The 20,808-nt window shown below is 54.5% G+C and carries 18 protein-coding genes and 1 pseudogene; 17 read left to right on the top strand and 2 right to left on the bottom strand.

Annotated elements, in window-relative coordinates:
- Positions 1-2 precede the first annotated feature (2 nt).
- A complete protein-coding gene (gene flhD, locus OCH02_RS02720) occupies positions 3-353 on the bottom strand; it encodes a flagellar transcriptional regulator FlhD (protein WP_044552100.1) in 351 nt (116 codons plus the stop codon).
- Between the two features lie 1,388 nt (positions 354-1,741).
- Here flhD and ydgT point away from each other — a divergent pair.
- From ydgT to OCH02_RS02705, 3 genes are all read left to right on the top strand, one after another.
- On the top strand, positions 1,742-1,957 hold the full coding sequence (gene ydgT / locus OCH02_RS02715; RefSeq protein ID WP_261429705.1) for a transcription modulator YdgT: 216 nt from the start codon (positions 1,742-1,744) through the stop codon (positions 1,955-1,957).
- Between the two features lie 151 nt (positions 1,958-2,108).
- On the top strand, positions 2,109-2,528 hold the full coding sequence (gene uspC / locus OCH02_RS02710; RefSeq protein WP_261429703.1) for a universal stress protein UspC: 420 nt from the start codon (positions 2,109-2,111) through the stop codon (positions 2,526-2,528).
- Positions 2,529-2,604: 76 nt separating this feature from the next.
- A complete protein-coding gene (locus OCH02_RS02705; protein WP_261429701.1) occupies positions 2,605-3,639 on the top strand; it encodes an NADP-dependent oxidoreductase in 1,035 nt (344 codons plus the stop codon).
- A 48-nt stretch (positions 3,640-3,687) separates the two neighbouring features.
- Here OCH02_RS02705 and OCH02_RS02700 read toward each other — a convergent pair.
- Positions 3,688-4,119 (bottom strand): annotated as a pseudogene (locus OCH02_RS02700) (hypothetical protein); the annotation flags it as partial.
- 1,014 nt (positions 4,120-5,133) lie between these two features.
- On the opposite strand from OCH02_RS02700, the gene OCH02_RS02695 reads away from it, so the two are divergent.
- The 14 genes from OCH02_RS02695 (at position 5,134) to OCH02_RS02630 (ending at position 20,807) form a co-directional block, all read left to right on the top strand.
- On the top strand, positions 5,134-5,631 hold the full coding sequence (locus tag OCH02_RS02695; RefSeq protein WP_261429699.1) for a hypothetical protein: 498 nt from the start codon (positions 5,134-5,136) through the stop codon (positions 5,629-5,631).
- Positions 5,632-5,657: 26 nt separating this feature from the next.
- The gene (tssJ, locus tag OCH02_RS02690; protein ID WP_261429698.1) at positions 5,658-6,188 is read left to right on the top strand and encodes a type VI secretion system lipoprotein TssJ; all 531 of its coding nucleotides are present in this window, start codon (positions 5,658-5,660) and stop codon (positions 6,186-6,188) included.
- A 40-nt stretch (positions 6,189-6,228) separates the two neighbouring features.
- The gene (tssK, locus tag OCH02_RS02685; protein WP_261429696.1) at positions 6,229-7,575 is read left to right on the top strand and encodes a type VI secretion system baseplate subunit TssK; all 1,347 of its coding nucleotides are present in this window, start codon (positions 6,229-6,231) and stop codon (positions 7,573-7,575) included.
- A gap of 21 nt (positions 7,576-7,596) precedes the next feature.
- Positions 7,597-8,799, top strand: a complete 1,203-nt coding sequence (locus OCH02_RS02680; RefSeq protein ID WP_261430782.1) for a DotU family type VI secretion system protein — start codon at positions 7,597-7,599, stop codon at positions 8,797-8,799.
- Positions 8,799-12,437, top strand: coding sequence for a type VI secretion system membrane subunit TssM (gene tssM, locus OCH02_RS02675; protein WP_261429694.1), 3,639 nt, complete (start codon positions 8,799-8,801; stop codon positions 12,435-12,437). Before OCH02_RS02680 ends, tssM begins: the two co-directional genes overlap by 1 nt.
- Positions 12,438-12,455: 18 nt before the next feature.
- Positions 12,456-13,181, top strand: coding sequence for a type VI secretion system-associated protein TagF (gene tagF, locus OCH02_RS02670; protein ID WP_261429691.1), 726 nt, complete (start codon positions 12,456-12,458; stop codon positions 13,179-13,181).
- 23 nt (positions 13,182-13,204) lie between these two features.
- Positions 13,205-14,230 (top strand): type VI secretion system protein TssA, encoded by a 1,026-nt coding sequence (gene tssA, locus OCH02_RS02665; RefSeq protein ID WP_261429689.1) that lies wholly within the window; start codon positions 13,205-13,207, stop codon positions 14,228-14,230.
- Positions 14,231-14,334: 104 nt separating this feature from the next.
- Positions 14,335-14,871 carry a type VI secretion system contractile sheath small subunit gene (tssB, locus tag OCH02_RS02660; RefSeq protein ID WP_012145725.1) on the top strand — a complete coding sequence of 179 codons (537 nt, stop codon included), beginning with the start codon at positions 14,335-14,337 and terminating at the stop codon, positions 14,869-14,871.
- A gap of 3 nt (positions 14,872-14,874) precedes the next feature.
- Positions 14,875-16,380 carry a type VI secretion system contractile sheath large subunit gene (tssC, locus tag OCH02_RS02655; RefSeq protein WP_261411503.1) on the top strand — a complete coding sequence of 502 codons (1,506 nt, stop codon included), beginning with the start codon at positions 14,875-14,877 and terminating at the stop codon, positions 16,378-16,380.
- A 56-nt stretch (positions 16,381-16,436) separates the two neighbouring features.
- Entirely contained in the window at positions 16,437-16,943 is a 507-nt protein-coding gene (locus OCH02_RS02650) for a type VI secretion system amidase effector protein Tae4 (protein ID WP_261429687.1), read from the top strand.
- Positions 16,940-17,380, top strand: a complete 441-nt coding sequence (locus tag OCH02_RS02645) for a type VI secretion system amidase immunity protein Tai4 (protein ID WP_261429685.1) — start codon at positions 16,940-16,942, stop codon at positions 17,378-17,380. The genes OCH02_RS02650 and OCH02_RS02645 overlap by 4 nt, the downstream gene beginning before the upstream one ends.
- Positions 17,381-17,577: 197 nt before the next feature.
- Complete coding sequence (locus OCH02_RS02640; RefSeq protein WP_012145727.1) at positions 17,578-18,060, top strand: Hcp family type VI secretion system effector; 483 nt, start codon at positions 17,578-17,580, stop codon at positions 18,058-18,060.
- A 225-nt stretch (positions 18,061-18,285) separates the two neighbouring features.
- Complete coding sequence (gene tagH, locus OCH02_RS02635) at positions 18,286-20,034, top strand: type VI secretion system-associated FHA domain protein TagH (protein ID WP_261429684.1); 1,749 nt, start codon at positions 18,286-18,288, stop codon at positions 20,032-20,034.
- The gene (locus tag OCH02_RS02630) at positions 20,034-20,807 is read left to right on the top strand and encodes a PP2C family protein-serine/threonine phosphatase (protein ID WP_261429683.1); all 774 of its coding nucleotides are present in this window, start codon (positions 20,034-20,036) and stop codon (positions 20,805-20,807) included. The genes tagH and OCH02_RS02630 overlap by 1 nt, the downstream gene beginning before the upstream one ends.
- Position 20,808 lies beyond the last annotated feature (1 nt).

Below are 20,808 nucleotides of genomic sequence, written 5' to 3'. Positions count from 1 at the left end.
CTTCAAGCTCTTTTCTTCGTCGCACTACCGTCTTTAGCCGATAGTTCTTGCAGTAAGTGGCTTGATAGCAAAATGCCGGTATGGATTTGCTGCAGATCGTCCACGCGCGATTCTTTCGTCAGGCGCTCGATCGTCTGGTGATCGTTAAAACGGAAATGGCAGACCAACTGGTTGGTCTCAGCCAGTTTAACCATTTGTGGCAACGTGAGTTGAGCAAGCGCATCAGCCATGGTCTCGTCGATCCCCAGACGGAACATTGCCGATGCTTTCTCATCATTAATCAGACGCTGTGCTAAAAGTAAATATGACAAATTGATGTCATAAATATGCTTAAGTAATTCAGACGTACCCATATTCCCCATCCCGACAGACTATGTTTAAAAACATACGCTGGGTGATAATTTTTATCGCCCGTGACCTGGGTTTGTTCCCTAAGTTGGCAAATGAATCCCTGAATAACGACCGTTATAAATTTATCAACATCACTAATTTCGAACCGTCATTCAGTATTTGATACGTTTAACCTACGTGTATGGATGTACAGCATTTTGCTTCAGCAGTGTGTAATCACTGTGAAACTATTTTTACAAAATTAATAAGATTATTCCTAATGCAGCGCAACTCTACCCCCGAACCGTTAGCACACACAATGTAAGTGAGCGGCAATTTTAAATACAATGTGATCTAAGTCACAAAAATAAAAAATAATTAAGCCAAATATCTCAATCTCCGCCTGTTTTATCATCTTTTTTTTGACCAAAAAACAACCATAAGTAAAAAAACGTCTTAAAAACAATGCATATAAGCCAAAAAAATATCTTTTTTAGATCAATTCGAACAAAAGCATTACCAAACTAAAATAACAGAACAAAAATCTGCTCGTAGCCGATAAAGACAGTATAAGTAACCGTTTAATAAGCTATAAACTATCCACCCTGAAAAGTAACGCACGTAAACTATGAGGTTATGAGGTTTCGGATTTGACTTAAATTCAGCGTCATAGGTTGTTTTAATTTTCATCTATTGTTCTTATTTAGTTAACAATAGCTCGATTAGGTTGTGAACAAGAAAACAGACGTAACGATATATTTCCAGGTTAAGGGGATAAAAAAGGCAGGTTTCGATGTTTTTTTGTGAAAAGTATTCCAAAACGTTTTATCGGCAATATTAATTTAAACTTTAATGATTTTTTATCGAAAGTTGAAAAATGACTTAAAGCTCAGCTGATATTTATCAGTCAATAGAGGTCACTATCACTCTTATAAATCAAAATGCAGTTTCGTTTTATTTTATACCCGCGTTTCATTTATATCCCGTGGATGTGAAGTTGCCGCCAGACGGTCAGTCCATCTGTTTCGCTCAGGGCCGGGTATAGCGCATGCAACATCCGCGCTTACGCAATGGAAAGATCCCATGACGTGATCTCGGGATCCAGGGCCTGCACGCCGCAGAACGCATTGGTTGGGGGGAGCCTTTCCGGCCTCGAGCACCTGAATTGATGGGACCTGGGACTTTCCCTATTTTGCATGCCGATCGACAGCCAGGCATTGCCGACAATCCACGGGCATATTATTATTCGCAATGCAGGGTTACCTTGCACTCAGCTATCTATTACCGTATTGAAATTTATTTATTTGAAATTAATTTTTCAGGCCTTACATCACACTCTTTTGCTACTGTCTCGATGACAGGGTGATGTTTCTTCGTCCCACTACAACGAGTAACAGGTTATATTTTAATCATGACAGATACCCTGGATTACCTGATGACATTCCGGAAATGCACCAGCCTGGACAGCGTAGAGAAAGTGTACGACAAACTTAACTACTCCATTGATAATGACATTGAAATCAGCAACATGTACCGTGCTGCCGATCATCGCCGGGCAGAGCTGGTTGCAGGAAAACTGTTCGATTTGGGCAAGGTGCCCAAATCGCTGTGGGCACAGGTGCTATAATTTTCTTTAATTACACGCGCGTGCCTGTTTATCATTTATTGCTAAATAACGGCAAGGTCCCATGATTTAATGACGCGCGTGATACAAAACACATTTATTCGTTTCGCCAGGTTCTACCCTTTACCCTAACAACAGGAAACAGGAGTGGAAGATGGGATATCAAAACGTTTTGGTTACCGTCGCCGTGGCGGCAGACAGCCACCGCCTGGTAGAAAAAGCCGTCTCCATAGTGCGCCCCTACAATGGCAAAATCACCCTGCTGAGCATGATCGCCAATCCAGAAATGTACAATAACTTCGCCGGGCCGATGCTGGGCGATCTGCGTGCGTTAATGGAGGAAGAAACACGGCTGTTTATGGAAGAATTACGCCTGCGGGCTGATTATCCAATAGCCGATACGTTGATCGTCCACGGCGAGTTGGGGGATAGCCTTAACTACGCCAGCCGTCAGCAACCTTTTGATCTGGTGGTTTGCGGCAATCATTGCGACAGCATGATGAACAAGGTTTCCTGCTCTGCAGCACGCTTTATCAATACCAGTCATATCGACGTACTGATCATTCCTCTTTAACGCTGAGCACATTCGGCTATTTCCTCTGGCCAATGATTGACTAGACTTGGGACTCCATCCGCATAAGGAATGTCTGATGTCCCAGTCTATGCAACACAACCGCCGTTTTTTACTCGCCTCACGCCCGCATGGTGAGCCTACCGCAGACAATTTCCGCCTGGAAAAAGTGGCGACGCCGCAACCCGCTGCTGGCCAGGTACTGTTACGCACCGTCTATCTGTCACTGGATCCCTACATGCGCGGTCGGATGAGCGATGCCCCTTCTTACGCGCCACCGGTAGAGATCGGTGAAGTGATGGTTGGCGGCACGGTATCGCGTGTTGTTGCGTCACAGCATCCCGACTTCAAACCCGGTGACTGGGTGTTAGGCTACGACGGCTGGCAGGATTATGCTTTATCTGACGGCAGCGGCTTGCGTAACCTCGGTCCGGACCAGAAACACCCTTCCCGCCTGCTCGGCGTGCTGGGCATGCCGGGCTTCACCGCCTATATGGGCCTGTTGGATATTGGTCAGCCGAAACCCGGTGAAACCCTGGTGGTCGCTGCCGCCAGTGGCGCTGTCGGTTCAGTCGTCGGGCAGGTCGCCAAACTGAAGGGTTGCCGCGTGGTTGGCGTAGCCGGCGGTAAAGAAAAATGCCGCTATGTAATAGAAGAGCTGGGTTTCGACGCCTGTGTCGATCATCGGGCGCCTGATTTTGCCGAGCAGCTGGCCGCCGCCTGCCCGCAAGGTATCGACATTTACTACGAGAACGTTGGCGGCGCGGTGTTTGATGCGGTGATCCCGCTGCTCAATACCCAGGCGCGTATTCCGGTGTGCGGCATTATCGCCCACTACAACGCCACCGACTTGCCTGCCGGCCCGGATCGCCTGCCGATGCTGCAGGGGCTGATCCTGCGTAAACGCATCCGCATGCAGGGTTTCATTATTTTTGATGACTATGCAGAAGGCTTTGGCGAATTCCTGCAGCAGATGGGTGAATGGATCGAGCAGGGAAAAATCAAATTCCGTGAAGATCTGGTCGACGGACTGGAGAATGCGCCACAGGCGTTCATCGGCCTGCTGCAAGGCAAGAACTTCGGCAAGCTGGTGATCCGCGTCGGCGACGAATAACGCTAAAACCGGCAGGGGTCGAACATGAGTTCGACCCGATTTAACCCATTGGTTGCAGTTGTAGGTTCCCGCCGTATGCGACACCCCAGCCGGAATGCCTGATTGACGTAAATGGCGCACAATCGCCTTCACCGGCAGCGTAAAAAATAGCCCACCGGCCGCCCTCCATCATCGCTATATCTATTGGTTGTTTACCGGCATTATCAGGAATACGGGCATCGATCAGGTTGATGACCACCCGCTCAATCGAAATTTCTCCTCGCCCCCCGCCAGTCCCAGGCAGACAACCCCCTTTGGGCGCAACTCTTCAATCGCGTGAATGAGCTGCTGGTTGGGCAAACCCAACACGCAAGCCCATTGACGTACCACCACCTCCGCAACCGCCACCTGTTCCCCGGCCAGAGCTTGCGCGACCTGCCATGAAGGATGCAGGTGGATTTGCGTCCAGACAAATAGGAATCCTCCTAAATTACATTCCAAATATTTATATATTTAATCATATTTACCCTGCAAATGGTAAACACATAAAACAGCCTGTCACTTTTTTTTCGTTAGAAAATAGTTGTTATTTAAGTACATTAACTTAAGTGTTACATATTTATTTCATGGTATTACCAATACTCCAAAAAAGCACGCCACGGAAGCATGCAACTCATAACACAATGTTTTATATGAATAAAAAATAAAATACGCGTGAGGTAACGAATTGAAAATTGATCCAGAAGGTTATTTTGCAAATTTTCAGGGCTATTGTAGACTGCAAATTCTTTGTTTATATGTAAACTTTGTTAAATTTTTCGTCAGCCCATGTCTCAAATCGTGACAGATACGCTATCGAGAACGCGCGTCAACTCTCGTGCGGTAGCTATGTCTAAAGCCAGGGACAGTACGAATTATCTTATCATTTCTCAATTTCACCCATCCTGTTTAGTCGCGGTTTAAGAAGCTTTCGGGAGGGGAGATTTACTGGGATTTTGAGCCTTGAAAACCTGTCCACCCCTCGACAAAACCACGACGTACAAGCAGCCAAAACATCAAGATTGTGAAGTAGCCTGATATCTATTAAACCGAAAAACGGGATTGTTTTTGAGCGATACAGCCAGCTGTTCGTTGATATCTACAGGAAGCCTGACACACACAATGAAACTCATAAAAACATTGCGTCCAAGCGTACCTTATCGTTCTTGCCTCTGGCAGGAACAACATCACCCGGATGTCTCCATTTTGGTGCTAACCGACATGGGGGTCTCCCCGCGTCTGCGCCCTGAGCCTGAACTACGGCAACTCGCCAGCGAGGAGCTACGGCTTACACAGTGGCGTCCTCAGCTCGTCATTCTCAAAACCAATCTCCATCTGCAAAACGCCACGACTGCGTTGGGCATATGCACCACGCCCAGTCGGTCAGAGATATTGCTGTTTTCCCCCTGAAATAGACGTTTTTATTACACAGCCCTTCATTTCATTTCTGCCCATAAAAAGATCAAAGAGGATATTGTGAAAACACGGATTGCCCTAACGCTGCTAGCCGCCCTGACGCTCGCCGGTTGTTCTACCCCACCACCACCACCGGCTCTTAATATCAACGCCCTGATCAGCAGCGAAGTGGATGGCGTCAAACTTCAGCACCGCGCAGCCATCAAGGCCCCGCAACAGTTCAAACCGATCGGCAAGGAATACCGCATTCTGTACGCGGCCAGCATCATGAGTAGCCCGGGTTACAACGGCAGCGCCGTCGGCAGCTTGGACAATGCCGCCGCTTTCTATGTGTTGGGGGAAGTCGAAAATCATTGGCTGGCGATCGCCGAGGCCGAAGGTGGAAACCTGATGGGCTACATCCAGACCAACGCCGGCGTGCCAGTTTCGCGCTACAAATCGACGCTGCGTAAAGATTTACCGCGTCGTAATCGCGCGCCCCGGCAGGACTGCGTGAAAGTCGGCGGTGACAGCAAAGCCTGTAAAGACAGCGGCTCTGCCACCTGGATACTCCAGTAGTTTCCCCCTGGTTGACGAGACTCACCATGATAACAATACCCACCACCTCCCGCTGGTGCGGGATAGTGTTCCTGCTATTGGGCGCATTGGTGCTCAACGGCTGCATGTCCTCTGCCAAGAGCGTGCCCTCGCGTTATAGCCTGGTCTTCGATGCCGATAGCCAGGTAAACGCCGCGGCAGGCCAACGGCCAGCACCAATAAAAATACGTGTACTGCTGTTACGTTCCGATGCGGAATTTATGGACGCCGACTTCTTCAGCCTGCAGAGCGATGCCAAAAGCGTGCTCGGCGCCAGCCTGCTGGACAGCGATCAATTCTTCCTGACGCCGGGCCAGAGAGGAAAAAAACTCGGCGGCCAAAGTACGCTTGAGACCCGTTATATCGGCATCATCGCCGAATACCAGAACCTCGATGGCAAAGCCTGGCGAATTTCACTGCCGCTGCCGGAACCGACCGAGACCAATTTCTACAAGGTGTGGCAATTCTCGCCGGATGAGCTGGAAGCCCACATCGTGGCAGGCATTAATGGCCTGCGCACCATGAAAGATCCTGACTGACCCGCCGCAATGCCCAAGCGAAGTAACTATAGGTGTGACCATGAAAGATGCTCATAAGGTCGTCTGGACTGAAGGGATGTTTTTACGCCCCCATCATTTCCAGCAGGCGGAAAACTATCTCGAAAGCTACATGCGTAATTGGGGCCAGGCTCACCAAGGCTGTTTCTGGGGCTTCCTCCATCTGGATTTGGATCAAACCCTGCGGCGTCAGGGCAAAATTGCACTTAACGCCGCCAGCGGCATCATGCCGGACGGTACCCCGTTTCGTTTCTCCGGTGCCCAACAGGCACCCGCCCCGCTGGCCATTGCCGAAAACAAGACCGGCGAAAACGTGGTTCTGGCATTGCCAACCTACCGCGCGGGCCGTGAAGACGTGATTTTTCAGGAAGCGCCGGACGCGCTTGCGCGCTATATGGCCTATGAAAAAGAAGTCGACGATCTGAACGCCGTTTCGGTCGGCAGCGCGGCATTGCAGTTTGGTCAGTTGCGTCTGCGTCTGATGCTGGAAAGCGAACTCAATGCCGAATGGACCGCCCTCGGCGTTACCCGGGTGCTGGAAAAACGCGGTGACGCCAGCCTGCGTCTCGATCAGGTGCAAATTCCGCCGATGCTGAACTGTCAGGGAAGCCCGGTGCTGAAAACCTTTATCAACGATCTGCAAGGCCTGCTGCAACAGCGCAGCCAGCAGATGAGTCAGCGCCTGCTGCAACCGGGGCGCGGCGGCAGTTCCGAGATGGTCGATTTCATGCTGCTGCAGCTGATTAACCGCCATCTCGGCCAGGTGAGCCACGCTTACCATCTCGATCACCTGCACCCGGAACGCCTGTTCGCCGACTGGCTACAGTTCGCCACCGAGCTAGCCAGTTTCTCGGCGCAGCGCACACCGGAAGCCCGGCTGCCGGTGTATGACCATGACAATCTGGCGCTGTGTTTCGGCAAGTTGATGCTGTTGCTGCGCCAGGGGCTGTCGGTGGTGCTGGAAGACAACGCCATCCAACTGACGCTGGTCGAACGCTCGCATGGTCTGAACATTGCCACCGTACAAGACACCAAAATGATGCGCGATTTCGGCTTCGTGCTTGCGGTACGTGCCGATGTCGCCGCCGAAGTGCTGCTGACTCACTTCCCGGCGCAAATGAAGATTGCCCCGGTAACGCGTATTCGCGATCTGGTGCAGTTGCAACTACCAGGCATCGGGCTGCGCACCATGCCGGCGGCACCACGCCAGATCCCCTATCACGCGGGTTATACCTATTTCGAATTGGAAAAAGGCGGCGACCTGTGGAAGCAGATGGAAAAATCCAGCGCCTTCGCTCTGCACCTGGCCGGTGACTTCCCGGGTCTGGATATGGAATTCTGGGCGATTCGCAGCCATACGGACCGGTAACCTATGACTCAGGAAAATAACATGACGCCGGCCGGCAACCCGTTGGTAGAAGCCGCGAACCCTTTGCTGAACGCCATTTCGCAAATCCGCCAATCTGCCACCCACGCCAATCCGACGCAGTTGCGCCAGCAACTGATCGATAAAGTTCGCCATTTCGAACTCCAGGGCCAGCGCGCCAATCTGCCGTATGAAGTGATTATCGGCGCACGTTATTGCCTGTGTACCGCGCTGGACGAAGCCGCCGCGCTCACACCCTGGGGCAGCAGCAGCGTCTGGTCCGGCAGCGGGCTGTTGGTCACTTTCCATAACGAAACCTGGGGCGGAGAGAAATTCTTCCAACTGCTGGCCAAGCTGTCGCAAAGCCCGCGTGAACACATCCAACTGTTGGAACTGATTAACTTCTGCCTGCTGCTGGGGTTCGAAGGCCGCTATAGAGTCATGGAGAATGGCCGCTCGCAGTTGGAAACCATGAAGCAACGCCTGCTGCAATTGATCCGCTCGGTACGCGGTGGTTACGCCCCGCCCCTGTCCCCCAACGCACTGGATCTGCCGGTACAGCAAAAATTGTGGCGTCCCCTGGTGCCATTGTGGGCCTGCGTGGCACTGACCGGTTTTCTGGCGTCATTGCTGTTTATCGCCCTCAACTGGCGGCTGGGCGACAGCACCAGTCCGGTGCTGGCAGCCATTTATCAAACCAACCTGCCACAGGTTGCCATCAGCAATCCGGCACCGGCAGCACCGCCGACGCTGAGCCTGAAAAGTTTCCTGCGGAAAGAAATTGCCGAAGGGCTGGTGGTGGTGCGTGACGAAGCGCAGCAGAGCGTGGTGATCCTGAAAGGGGATGGCCTGTTCGACTCCGCCGCGACGACGGTGCGCGGCAACTATATCCCGGTGATTGACCGTATTGCCGCAGCAATGAACGGCGTTAGCGGCAAGATCCTGGTCACCGGCTACAGCGATAATCTGCCGATCCGCAGCGCGCGCTTTGCTTCCAACTGGGAGTTGTCACTGGCACGCGCCGACGCGGTCAGCGCCCAACTGCAGAAACACCTCGACAACCCGCAACGGGTGAAGGCGGAAGGCCGCGGTGAAAGTAACCCGGTCGCACCGAACAATAGCAAAGTGAACCGCGCGCTGAATCGCCGGGTAGAAATTACGCTGTTGGTTGCGCCAGAAAATACCCAGGCGGAAATCAACGGCTTGCCGCAAGGAAACGGAAAGTAATGCTCAGTACGTTATTCTCCATCATCACCAGCCGCCTGTTATGGGGCTTTGCCGGCATTACCGCGCTGGCGTTCATCATCTGGATGATCGGCCCGTTGGTGGCTATCGGCGATTATCGGCCGCTGGAGCCAGAACTCAACCGTCAGTTAACCATCGGCGCTATCTATCTGATCTGGTTCCTGTGCCGCATTATTCCACGTATCTACAGTGCCTGGTTCAACCGCCGTCTGCTGAGTAACCTGCGTGCCGCCGAAGACGTTCCGGCTGAAAACGGCAAGCCGGTGGCCAAACAGGATGAACAGCTGGCCCAGCGCTTTGATGAAGCGGCGCAATTGTTGAAGAAAGCCCGCTTTGCACCGGGCCAGGGGGACAGCAAACACCGCTGGATGACCCGCTTCAGCAGCCAATATCTCTACCAGCTGCCGTGGTATGTGATCATCGGTGCGCCGGGTGCCGGTAAAACCACCGCGCTGGTCAACTCCGGCCTGCATTTTCCGCTGGCGGATCGCTTCGGCAAGTCTGCCCTGCGCGGTGTGGGTGGTACCCGTAACTGTGATTGGTGGTTCACCAATGACGCCGTACTGCTTGATACCGCCGGTCGTTATACCACGCAGGAAAGCCAGCGTGAGGAAGACGCCGACGAATGGAAAAGCTTCGTCGGCCTGCTGAAAAAATACCGTACCCGTCAGCCGATCAACGGCGTGATGGTGACCATCAGCATTGCCGATCTTTTGAGCGAAAGTGCCGATGCCCGCGCCGCGCAGGCCAGCTCGCTGCGTAAACGTCTGATTGAGCTGCATGAACAGTTGGGGATCCATTTCCCGGTTTATGTGTTGGTGACCAAGACCGACCTGCTTAATGGCTTTATGGCCTATTTCAGCGGCTTTGATAAAGCGCAGCGCGAACAAATCTGGGGGTTCACCTTCCCCTATGAGGCATCACGTCAGCCAGATTTCAATCTGAATGCCACCTTCGAACAACAGTATGGTTTGCTGCAGCAGCGGCTGGATGCCGCGCTGCCCGAGACCTTGCTGGTTGAACATGATGGCTGCCAGCGCGCTGAAAGCTACCTGTTCCCGCAGGAATTCGCGGCCCTGCGCCCGTTGCTGGGCCAGTATCTGGAACAGGTGTTTGCCACCTCCAGTTTTGAAACCCGCTTTACCCCGCGCGGTATTTACTTCACCAGCGGTACCCAGGAAGGTCTGCCGTTCGATCGGGTGATGGGCGAACTGAACCGTTATCTGCAATTGCCGACGGCGAGCAGCCAACCGCACGCCAACCCGGCCTGGAACCATGTGGACCCGGCCGCGCCAATTCCGGCTGGCAAAGGCCAAAGCTTCTTTCTGAAAGACACGCTGGAATCGGTGATTTTCCAGGAGTCCGGGTTGGCGGGCAGCAACCGCTGGTGGGAATACCGTAACCGCGCGGTGCATTGGGCGGGCTATATCCTGCTGGCGGCCTGCCTGGCGATCCTGGCGATTTTCTGGTTCACCAGCTACAGCAACAACAAGGCTTATCTGGCTGAAGTGGCCACCAAGGTGCCCGGCGTAGAACGGCAGGGGCTGGGTCTGACGCAGTTGGGCAACGGCGATATGCTTACGCTGCTGCCGTTCCTCAACAGCGTGCTGCATTTGCCGGACAGTCAGAACTTCTCGCTGGAAGATCCCCCGTTCACCTATCGCATGGGGCTGTATCGTGGCGATCAGGTCAGTGATGCCAGCGACTCGCTGTATCAGAAAGCGCTGAAGGAATTGCTGCTGCCGCAGGTGGCACAGCAGATCGCCACCACGCTGCGCAACGACAACCACGGCGATGCCGATTTCAGCTATGAAGCGCTGAAGGCCTATCAGATGCTGTATCTGCCGAAACAGTACGACGGCAAATTCCTGCACGCCTGGGTAATGCTCAACCTGCAACGCAACCTGCCGCAGGGCAGCACCCAGAAACAGCTGCAGCAGATTGAATGGCACCTGAGCCAACTACTCGACGAGCAGATCCAGGCTTCGCCTTACGCCAAAGATGACCTTATGGTGGAACAGGCGCAGGCCGCGCTAAACCGTGCGCCCCTGTCACAGCGGGTGTACGGCCGCCTGAAGCGCCTGCTGCTAAAGCAAACCGAGATTAAACCGGTCAGCCTGGTTGACCTGGCCGGCCCGCAGACCGAACTGGCGTTTTCGCGTAAAAGTGGCAAGCCGGTGACCGACGGGGTACCGGGCCTGTTTACCTCTCGGGGCTATTGGAAAACCTTCAACGACAATATTGATCCGGTGTCCGATACCCTGCGTCAGGAAGATGTTTGGGTGCTGAACAGCAAAACCCCGGCTCAGAAAAACGCCGAGTTGATCAAAACCATTCGCCAACTGTACATGCAAGACTTTATCAGCGCCTGGGATGAACTGCTGGGTGATATTCAGTTGGCCAATATCGGAAACCTGAGCCAGCGCATCAGCAGCGCACGCTTGTTGTCAGGCACCCCTTCACCGATGCGTAACCTGCTGATTAACGTCAGCAAGAATGTCACCCTGCGCGACGAGAAAAGCACCGCTGACTCCCGTTCGCTGCTGGATAAAACGGAAGACCGGCTGAGCCAGAGTGCCAACCACCAACTGGAAGTCCTGTTCACCAATCGACCGGCCAACGCCGACGGCGATGTCTCTGCCCAGCCTGAACAACTGGTGATGGCGCATTTCGCCGCATTATTGGCGTTGGCGCAAAGTCAGGGGGAAGGCAACAAGGCGATCCCGTTCGACAGCGTGCTAAAACAGGTTGATGAGTTGTACAGCTATCTGACCGCGGTTCAGGGCGCGGCCAACAGCGGCATGTCGGCACCGCCCAGCGATATCATCCCGCGCTTGCAGGCCGAGTCCGGTCGTTTACCGGTCCCCTTCAAACAGATGTTGCTGTCGCTGGCGATTGGTGCCAGCAGCGACACGCAACGCAAAGAGATGGAAAACGTCAAGAAACGCATCAGCGTCGAAGTCGGCAGCTTCTGCCGCCAGGCGATTGCCGGACGTTATCCTCTGGTCGCCCGGGCGCGTCAGGAAGTGACGCCAGACGATTTGGCACGCATGTTTGCCCCCAACGGCGGGCTGATGGACAGCTTCTTCCGTGACAATTTGCAGGGCAAGGTCGACACCACCCGCGCCAACTGGCGTTTCACTCCCGGCGTAGACGGCAAAACGCTGCCCGGCGGCGAAGGCATCCTGCGTTCATTTCAGCAGGCGCAACGCATTCGTGACGCCTTCTTTGCCAACGGCACCGCGACACCGTCTTACCGCGTGACCGTTCGACCGGTACGGATGGATAACGACATCCTCAACCTGACGCTGGATATCGACGGGCAACTGTTCAAATACAGCCACGGGCCGCAGGTGCCTCTGGTGATCAGTTGGCCGGGTACCCGCAATACCAATCAGGTGCACCTGCAGCTGGCGCTGGCCAACGGCTCCACGGCCAGCCTGGTCACCAGTGGCCCCTGGGCGCTGAACCGTTTGGTGGATATGGCGCAGACTTCTGCTGGCGGTAGCAGCCTCGGCCGTCAGGCCACCTTTAACCTGGATGGCCACCGCGTAACGCTGGAGTTTACTCCCAACAGTATCCGCAATCCGTTCCAGTTACCGGCATTCTCCTGCCCGTAGCCCCGAAAGGACAAGATGATGAGCAATGACCTGAGCCCGACCACAAGCATTGGCTGGTATGGCAAGATCCCTTCCGCCGGTGACTTCCTGCAGCGTCGCCTGCCGGATATGGTGGTTAACAATTGGGCCCACTGGTTTCATAACGGCCTGGTGAATCTGCAGCGTAATCCACCAGCACCGGGCCTGAACGGAAATCCTTTCAGCAATGCACCTGTGTGGAACTTCGTCATTCCGGCCACGCTTGGCAGTCAGTATGTCCAGATGGGCTGCCTGCTGCCCGCGCGTGACCGGGTGGGACGTCATTACCCGATCTGCGCCCTGCGCCTGTTCTGCCAGCAAGACTGGCGAACCCAGCAGTTGAACATGGCGGCGGAATGGTACAACCAACTCGGCCACCGGTTGCTCAATGGCGTGCGCAACGGTTTTTCCACCGAGCAGCTCGACCGTTCGCTGCTGGAAATTCCTGCGCTGCCGATCCCACCGGCGGAGGCGGATTCCGAGATCCTGTCGATTATCGGCTTCCAGCATCCGGACGTGCCCGGTCTGGGCTGGCAACAGGCGGCCGACTGTTTCGACCCGGCGCAATACACCAGTTTCTGGTGGACCAATCAGGCCGATGGGCATCCGCTCTATACCCATGTGCACAGTGGCAACCTGACCGTGCAACTGTTCTCTCTGCTGTTTGAGCCCAATGGCTGGGCGCGCCCCGGCCGTGGCGGCCAATATCCGCAGATGTTTGATTAACCTCGCCTGCTAAAGGACATTTTATGGCTATCGACACCCTGTTAGCCCCGGTTGACGCAGAAAAGCCCTGCGGCGAAAACCTGGAATATGACACCGACTTTCTGGCGATGGAGCAGGCTGCGACCGGTAAAAGCGAGCAGCAGTTCGGCAGCACCATCATTCCGGCTGAAGCGCCGGACTGGGTGCAGGTGGAGCGGCTCGCGACCACACTGCTGACACGCACCAAAGATTTACGGGTAATGCTGTGCCTGACCCGCGCCTGGACGCAGCTGCGCGGATTGCAAGGCTACGCCGACGGTCTGATGCTGATCCACCAGGCACTGGAGCGCTACTGGGATTCGCTGCTGCCGCTGCTGGAGTTCGACGGCGAGGCTGACCCGCTGTTTCGCATCAACGTGCTGGCCGATCTCGGCGACAAGGCCGCGCTGACCACCAGCGTGCGCGCTGCGCCGTTGCTGAAAGGGGCAACCGGTGAAATCTCGCTGCGCGACGCCGGGGCATTGCTCGACGGCAGTAAGCTCGAGTGCCCTACCTTTCCTGGCGGCCGTGCGCGCCTGCAGGATGAACTGTCCCAGCCGGAGCGCCCGGAAGCGCAATTGGTGATGCGTATTGCCGACACCCTCGGTGCCATCCGTACTACGGTCACTCGCCATTTAGGCGAAAGCGCCCTGCCGGAAATGCACAACCTGACAAAAATTTTCACCCTGGTCGCTCAGTTCGGCCAGGACAGCGCCCCGGTCGGCGAGTCAGCCGAACAGCCAGATGACGCCGCCGTACCACCGACGAGCGCTGCCGCAGCGGCCCCGGCCGCCACGCTCAACTGGCGCAGTGCGCAAATTCAGTCACGCGACGACGCCCAACTGATGCTGGACAAGGTAAAACACTATTTCCGTCTTCATGAGCCCAGCCATCCGGCACCGCTGATGATCGACCGGGTACAGCGGCTGATTGCACTGGACTTTATGCAAATAATCCGCGATTTGGCACCCGATGGTCTTAACCAACTGGAGACCATTCTGGGTCGCCCCGATAACGAGGAGAACAACTAGCCGCCGATCCCTTTGTTCTCTTAACGACACTCATAACCGCATTTGAACCTGACTCTCCAAGCCGGAAGAGGCGCGTTCCCAATCGCCATTAGATGGAGTAAATCATGCCAAACTCGAAATCCCGTAGCGGGCAGAAATTTATCGCCCGCAACCGCGCACCGCGCGTACAGATTGAATACGATGTCGAAATTTATGGCGCAGAGCGCAAAATCCAGTTGCCGTTCGTCATGGGCGTGATGGCGGACCTGGTGGGGAAATCGGTTGATCCACAGGCGAGCGTTGATGAGCGCAAGTTCCTGGAGATCGACATCGACAACTTCGATGAGCGCATGAAATCGTTGAAACCACGGGTTGCCTATCAGGTCGACAACACCCTGACCGGCGAAGGCAAGCTGAATATCGATCTGACGTTTGAAAGCATGGAAGACTTCTCCCCTGCGGCAATTGCCCGCAAGGTGGACGCGCTGGATAACCTGCTGGACGCCCGCACCCAGCTTTCCAACCTGTTGTCTTATATGGACGGTAAAAACGGCGCTGAAGAACTGATCTCTAAAATCTTGCAAAACCCGGCTTTACTGCAATCCCTGACCGATGCGCCGAAACCGGCCGCCACGGACGACAACAATCAGCGTGAGGACTAATCGATGAGCAACTCGCCTCAGCAACAAAAAACGCTGCAGACCAGCGAAGCTTTCTCCAGCGATGAATTCAGCGCGCTGCTGAACAAAGAGTTTCGCCCCAAGACCGATCAGGCCAAGGAAGCGGTGGAAAATGCGGTAAAAACCCTGGCGCAACAGGCGCTGGAAAACACCGTGACTGTCTCCTCTGACGCCTATCGCACCATTCAGGCGCTGATCGCCGAAATCGACGAAAAGCTGTCGCAACAGGTTAACCAGATTATCCACCACGCTGAATTCCAGAAGCTGGAAGGTGCCTGGCATGGCCTGCACTATCTGGTCAACAACTCCGAAACCGACGAAATGCTGAAAATCCGCTTTATGAGCATTTCCAAGCAGGAGCTGGGCCGCACGCTGAAGCGCCATAAAGGCGTGGGCTGGGACCAGAGCCCCATCTTCAAGAAAGTGTACGAGGAAGAGTACGGCCAGTTCGGCGGCGAACCCTTCGGTTGCCTGGTGGGCGATTACTACTTCGACCACAGCCCACAGGACGTAGAGTTGCTGGGCGAGATGGCGAAAATCAGTGCCGCCTCCCACTGCCCCTTCATCGCCGGTACCGCACCGAGCGTGATGCAGATGGAATCCTGGCAGGAGCTGTCCAACCCACGCGATTTGACCAAGATCTTCCAAAATACCGAATACGCCGCCTGGCGCAGCCTGCGTGAATCGGAAGATGCCCGCTATCTGGGCCTGGTAATGCCGCGATTCCTGGCACGCCTGCCGTATGGCATCCGTACCAATCCGGTTGACGAGTTCGACTTCGAGGAAGAAACCGACGGCGCGAACCACGGTAACTACACCTGGACCAACGCTGCCTACGCCATGGCCGCCAACATCAACCGCTCGTTCAAAGAGTTCGGCTGGTGTACCGCGATCCGTGGGGTCGAGTCAGGCGGTGCGGTGGAGAACCTGCCGTGCCACACCTTCCCGAGCGATGACGGCGGCGTGGACATGAAGTGCCCGACCGAGATCGCCATCAGCGATCGTCGTGAGGCCGAGTTGGCCAAGAACGGCTTCATGCCGTTGGTGCACCGGAAAAACTCCGACTTTGCCGCCTTTATCGGTGCCCAGTCGCTGCAAAAGCCAGCCGAATACTACGACGCCGATGCGTCTGCCAATGCTCAGCTTTCCGCCCGTCTGCCTTATCTGTTCGCCTGCTGCCGCTTCGCGCACTACCTGAAGTGCATCGTCCGCGACAAGATCGGTTCCTTCCGCGAGCGCGATGATATGGAGCGCTGGTTAAACGACTGGATCATGAACTACGTGGATGGCGACCCGGCCAACTCCTCGCAGGAAACCAAGTCACGCAAACCGCTGGCCGCTGCGGAAGTACAGGTGGAAGAGATCGAAGACAACCCAGGCTACTACAGCGCCAAGTTCTTCCTGCGCCCGCACTATCAATTGGAAGGCTTGACCGTCTCCCTGCGTCTGGTATCGAAACTGCCTTCACTGAAGCAGAACGACGCATCCTGATGTGCTGAAAGTCAGGCCGTGGAAACACGGCCTGAAAAATAACATGGAGGTAGGATATGGGAGCAAGACCACGATTTCTCGCTGCATGGACCGCAGCCAAAAATATTTATGACGCTAATGACTCTTTGGGAAAAGTGAAAAATACCATTGGTGGCGCAGTGCAACGCAACTTCGAGATCCCCGTGAATGCTGGAGGATGGGAAAATAGCTGTGCTGTGAGAATGAGTTATGTACTTAACTATACAGGGCATCCGGTCCCCAGAATAAGCCAACTCACGGTCTCTGGTGCAGATAAGAAATGGTACTTTTTCCGAGTACGTGATCTGATCTCATACTTGACAAAAACGTGGGGAAAACCAGATTTAATTGTCAATTTCCCTCAACTACCCGTGACCCAACTGGCCAATAAAAAAGGGCTAATCCTTTTTGAAGTGTCCGGATGGGACAACGCAGGTGGGCATGCTACGTTCTGGAATGGTTCCAGTTGTTCGGATCATTGCTATTTCAATGCGCCGGGCACAAATTACTCAACTCCTCGAGCCAACTTTTGGGAGTTGCCATGAATTTGCTAATTAAATTCAGTCTGCTTTCAACGCTATTGAGTGTTTCATTGCAGTCGCAAGCCACGGATACCCAAGACCCAGTAGCATTTATCAAACAAATGCCTTATTTCCAGGTGGTTAAAGAGCTGGCACTGACTCGCTGTCTGGCGCAGGTTTCCGAATCAGACAAAACCTTCTCTCTTGATGCCGCCAGAACCGCCAATGCGATGAGAGAATGGATGCCGTTTGATATCGAAGCCGGTGATGAGAAAGTGAATACTCTCATCGATAAGTTCAAATCCAGAGTGAACGCGTTTCACAGCGAGACTAAAAACAGCAGTACAGGGGTAACCTTAAACTGCCTGCGGCTTTATCACAGCCCCGAGCTGGATAAATTATCTCGTGAAGTCATTGTTGGTGATCCTAATCACTCGTGGAATCAGGATAACCCGCAGTAATCAGCATTGGGCCATTGTCGTTTTTTAATGATGGCTCGGTAATTAATACCGATAGCATTCGGTATTTAATGAGGTGCATGGCACAAGGATATTAAATGGTAGTGCATTAACAAACTTTCAATTCCTGCTGCTATTACCTGAATTTTTCAACGTAACGTTAATACTACTGTTAACCCTTAATAAAGAGTGAAAATACTATGGCTATTGATATGTTCCTGAAAGTTGAAGGTGCCAGCGGTGAGTCTAAAGATTCAAATCACAAAGGCTGGACCGACATTACTTCTTTCTCCTGGGGCGCTTCTCAACCAGGCAACATGAGCGTGGGTGGTGGTGGCGGTGCCGGTAAGGTTTGCTTTAACGATCTGCATGTCAACGCGCTGGTCGACAAATCAACCCCGGCGCTGCTGAAACACTGCTCCAGCGGTAAACACCTGACCAAGATTGAACTGTCAGTCTGTAAAGCCGGTGGCAGCCAGGTTGAATACGTCAAAATCACTCTGGACGACGTGCTGGTCACTGCCGTGCAGTACACCGGTGCCGGCGGTGAAGACACCGTGGGCGTGACCTACTCCTTCCAGGCATCAAAAGTGAAGCAGCAATACTGGGAGCAGAGCGATAAAGGTGGTAAAGGCGCAGAAAGCAGCGCAGGTTGGAATATCAAGGAAAACCGCGAAGCTTAATCTGTATCCCCCCGGTTTCGTCCGGGGGCTATTTATACCCTCTCATTAGTAAATCAGGCTATTCGTGCCTGCAGTCATCTCGCTATTAATATTAAAATAGAAATCCAGCCAAAAAAATAAAAAAACCGCATACTAACCAGCTTACCAAAATAACCGCAAATTTTGTTAAGCCAGACACCGAAATAATAATTAACTGCAATATCTCCTAATCAGCAGGAATGCCTTATGCGATTTTCTATTGTCAAGAATAAAAGTGGCCAGGTTCCGCCACAGAGCAGCTGCGACTTTCTGCCGCCCGGCGGCACCATTGGCCGTAGCGTGGACAACAACCTGGTACTGCCAGACGAAGAGCGCGCCATCTCCCGGTTGCAGGCGATCGTACATATTTCTGCTGATGGCGAATGCCGCGTAACCAACCGTGGTAACGTCACCCGCGTGTTGCTGAACGATATCCCGCTGGAGCGCGGCCGTCAGGTGGAGTTGCAGGATGGTGACATTCTCGGCATCGACGATTACCAGATCCAGGTCACCTCGTTAAAGCAGGCGGCTGCGCCGCAGACTCAGCCGGCAGTGAAAACCGCCGACACTGCGCCAGCACCTTCGCCGTCCGCCAAAGAGAAAGCGGCAGCCCCCATCCCGAATGAGATTTGGGACAGTCTGGTAGAAGAGTTCACGCCAGCCGCGGCGGTGACATCCCCCCCGACACCGGTCACTAATCAGGACAGCCATCCGCTGCTGGAAACGCCGGAGCGCGAGATGAACCCGGCCGATCCGCTGGCGCAATTGGCGGGCGACGTCGAACTACGTCAACTGCAGTCGCAGCAAACCGATCCGGCAATGTTGTTCAACACCGACACCACCTTCGAACGCGATCCTATTTTGGCCGATACCACCCCAAGTGCACTGTTGGCCGAACAACGCCCGACCACCAGCCAAGCTGCGCCGGTCAAACCCGCCGAGGTGGAAAAAAATGAGCAGGAACTCGACCCACTGGCGCTGTTTGGCGGTTCTTCTGCCCCCACATCGCCGGACGCGTTGAACAGCAACGATCCTCTCGGCCTGCTGATGGGCAGTGCTGTCCCCCTGGCACAGCCAGAGCCCCCGGCTACGATGCCACCACCGACGCCCCCTTTACAGCAACCGGTGATGGCCGCCCCGGTGGAAGCACCACAACCCAAAGTCGAGCCGCAGCCGGTCGCTCAGCCGGAGCCCATGCCGCAACCTGAGCCACAGTTTTCGCCTTCAACCTCACCGCCCCCGCAGCAACCGCGTCCACGCCCGGCCAACCGCCTGGGTATCGATCCGATTGCCTATCAGAATGCTCGTGCCCAAAACGGTAGCGCGCCTACGGGGGAGCGGTTGGAAGGCCCATTATTAGCCGCATTACTGCAGGGGGTGGGCCTGGATGACCTGCAACCACAGCCGCACTTTGATGAGCAACAGCTCCGCCAGGCCGGTCGACTGCTGAGCCTGTTTTCTCAGGGTACCGTCGCCCTGCTCTCTTCCCGCTCAATCCTTAAGCGCGGCGTGAAGGCCGAGATGACCATGATCCTCGACGAGGCCAATAACCCGTTCAAACTGCTGCCCTCGGGCAAAACGGTATTGATGCAGATGTTCGGCAGCAAAATGCCGGGGTTTATGCCGCCGGAACAGGCGGTGCGCGACGCACTGATCGACCTGCAGGCGCACCAGTTAGGCATGATCGCCGGTATTCGCGCCATCATCGCTGCCATGTTGCAGTCATTTAATCCGGATCGTCTTGAAGAAGAGGCGCGCAAGGAAGGCGCGGCACCTCGTTTGTCCCTGCCGGCCAGCCGCAAGGCGGCGCTGTGGGATTACTTCGTGAAAAGCTATCAGCAGACCTCCGGCGAAATCGAAGACGACTTTCACACCCTGTTCGGCGAAGCCTTCCTGCACGCCTATGACGTTGAAGTGAATCAATATAAAGACTCACAGACCCAACCGGACGCGTAATGAATATCACTATAGCCTCTACCTCCAATCAGGGCGGCCGCGCCTCTAATCAGGATCAGACCGGTGAAGTGGTCGGTGACCGCGCAGCCTGTTTCGTGGTCTGTGACGGCATCGCCGGTTTTCCCGGCGGGGACGTTGCCGCCAAACTGGCACACGACACCATCCTGCAGAACTTCGACGGTGAAAAACATCTGAATGCCCAGAGCATTCGACAACACATTGCCAGTGCCAATGCCGCCATCCATCAGCAGCAACGGCAGTCGAACGAATACGGCAAGATGGGCACCACGCTGGTCAGCCTGTTTATCGATCGCGATTACCAACTGGCTTACTGGGCGCACGCCGGTGACAGCCGTTTGTACCTGTTCCGTCGCGGCTATCTGCATTCGGTGACCACCGACCACAGCCTGATCCAGCAAATGCAGGACGCCGGCTACCAAACCAGCGGCATCAACAGCAACCTGCTGTATTTCGCCCTGGGTCTGAATGAAGAGCGCGACGCCACCTACAGCGACGTGTTGCAACTGGAAGACGGCGACGTTTTCCTGCTGTGTACCGACGGTTTTTGGCACAGCTTTACCCAGTCTGAACTGGAACAATCGCTGCATATGGTCAACTCCCCCAGCGAGTGGATTGCCCTGATGGAGCAGGCATGGAAGAAAAATAATAACAGCGATAACTACAGCGCTATCGCCGTCTGGATTGGCTCACCGCAGGAAACCACCCTGCTGCATTCTCTGGCGGATGCGGAGCGGTTTCTGTCCCGCGACTGAG

Origin of the sequence: Serratia quinivorans, from assembly GCF_946227985.1 — a bacterium.
GTDB lineage: Bacteria > Pseudomonadota > Gammaproteobacteria > Enterobacterales > Enterobacteriaceae > Serratia > Serratia quinivorans_A.
Note: the sequence above shows the minus strand (reverse complement) of the source record. Positions and strands in the feature narration are given on the sequence as shown.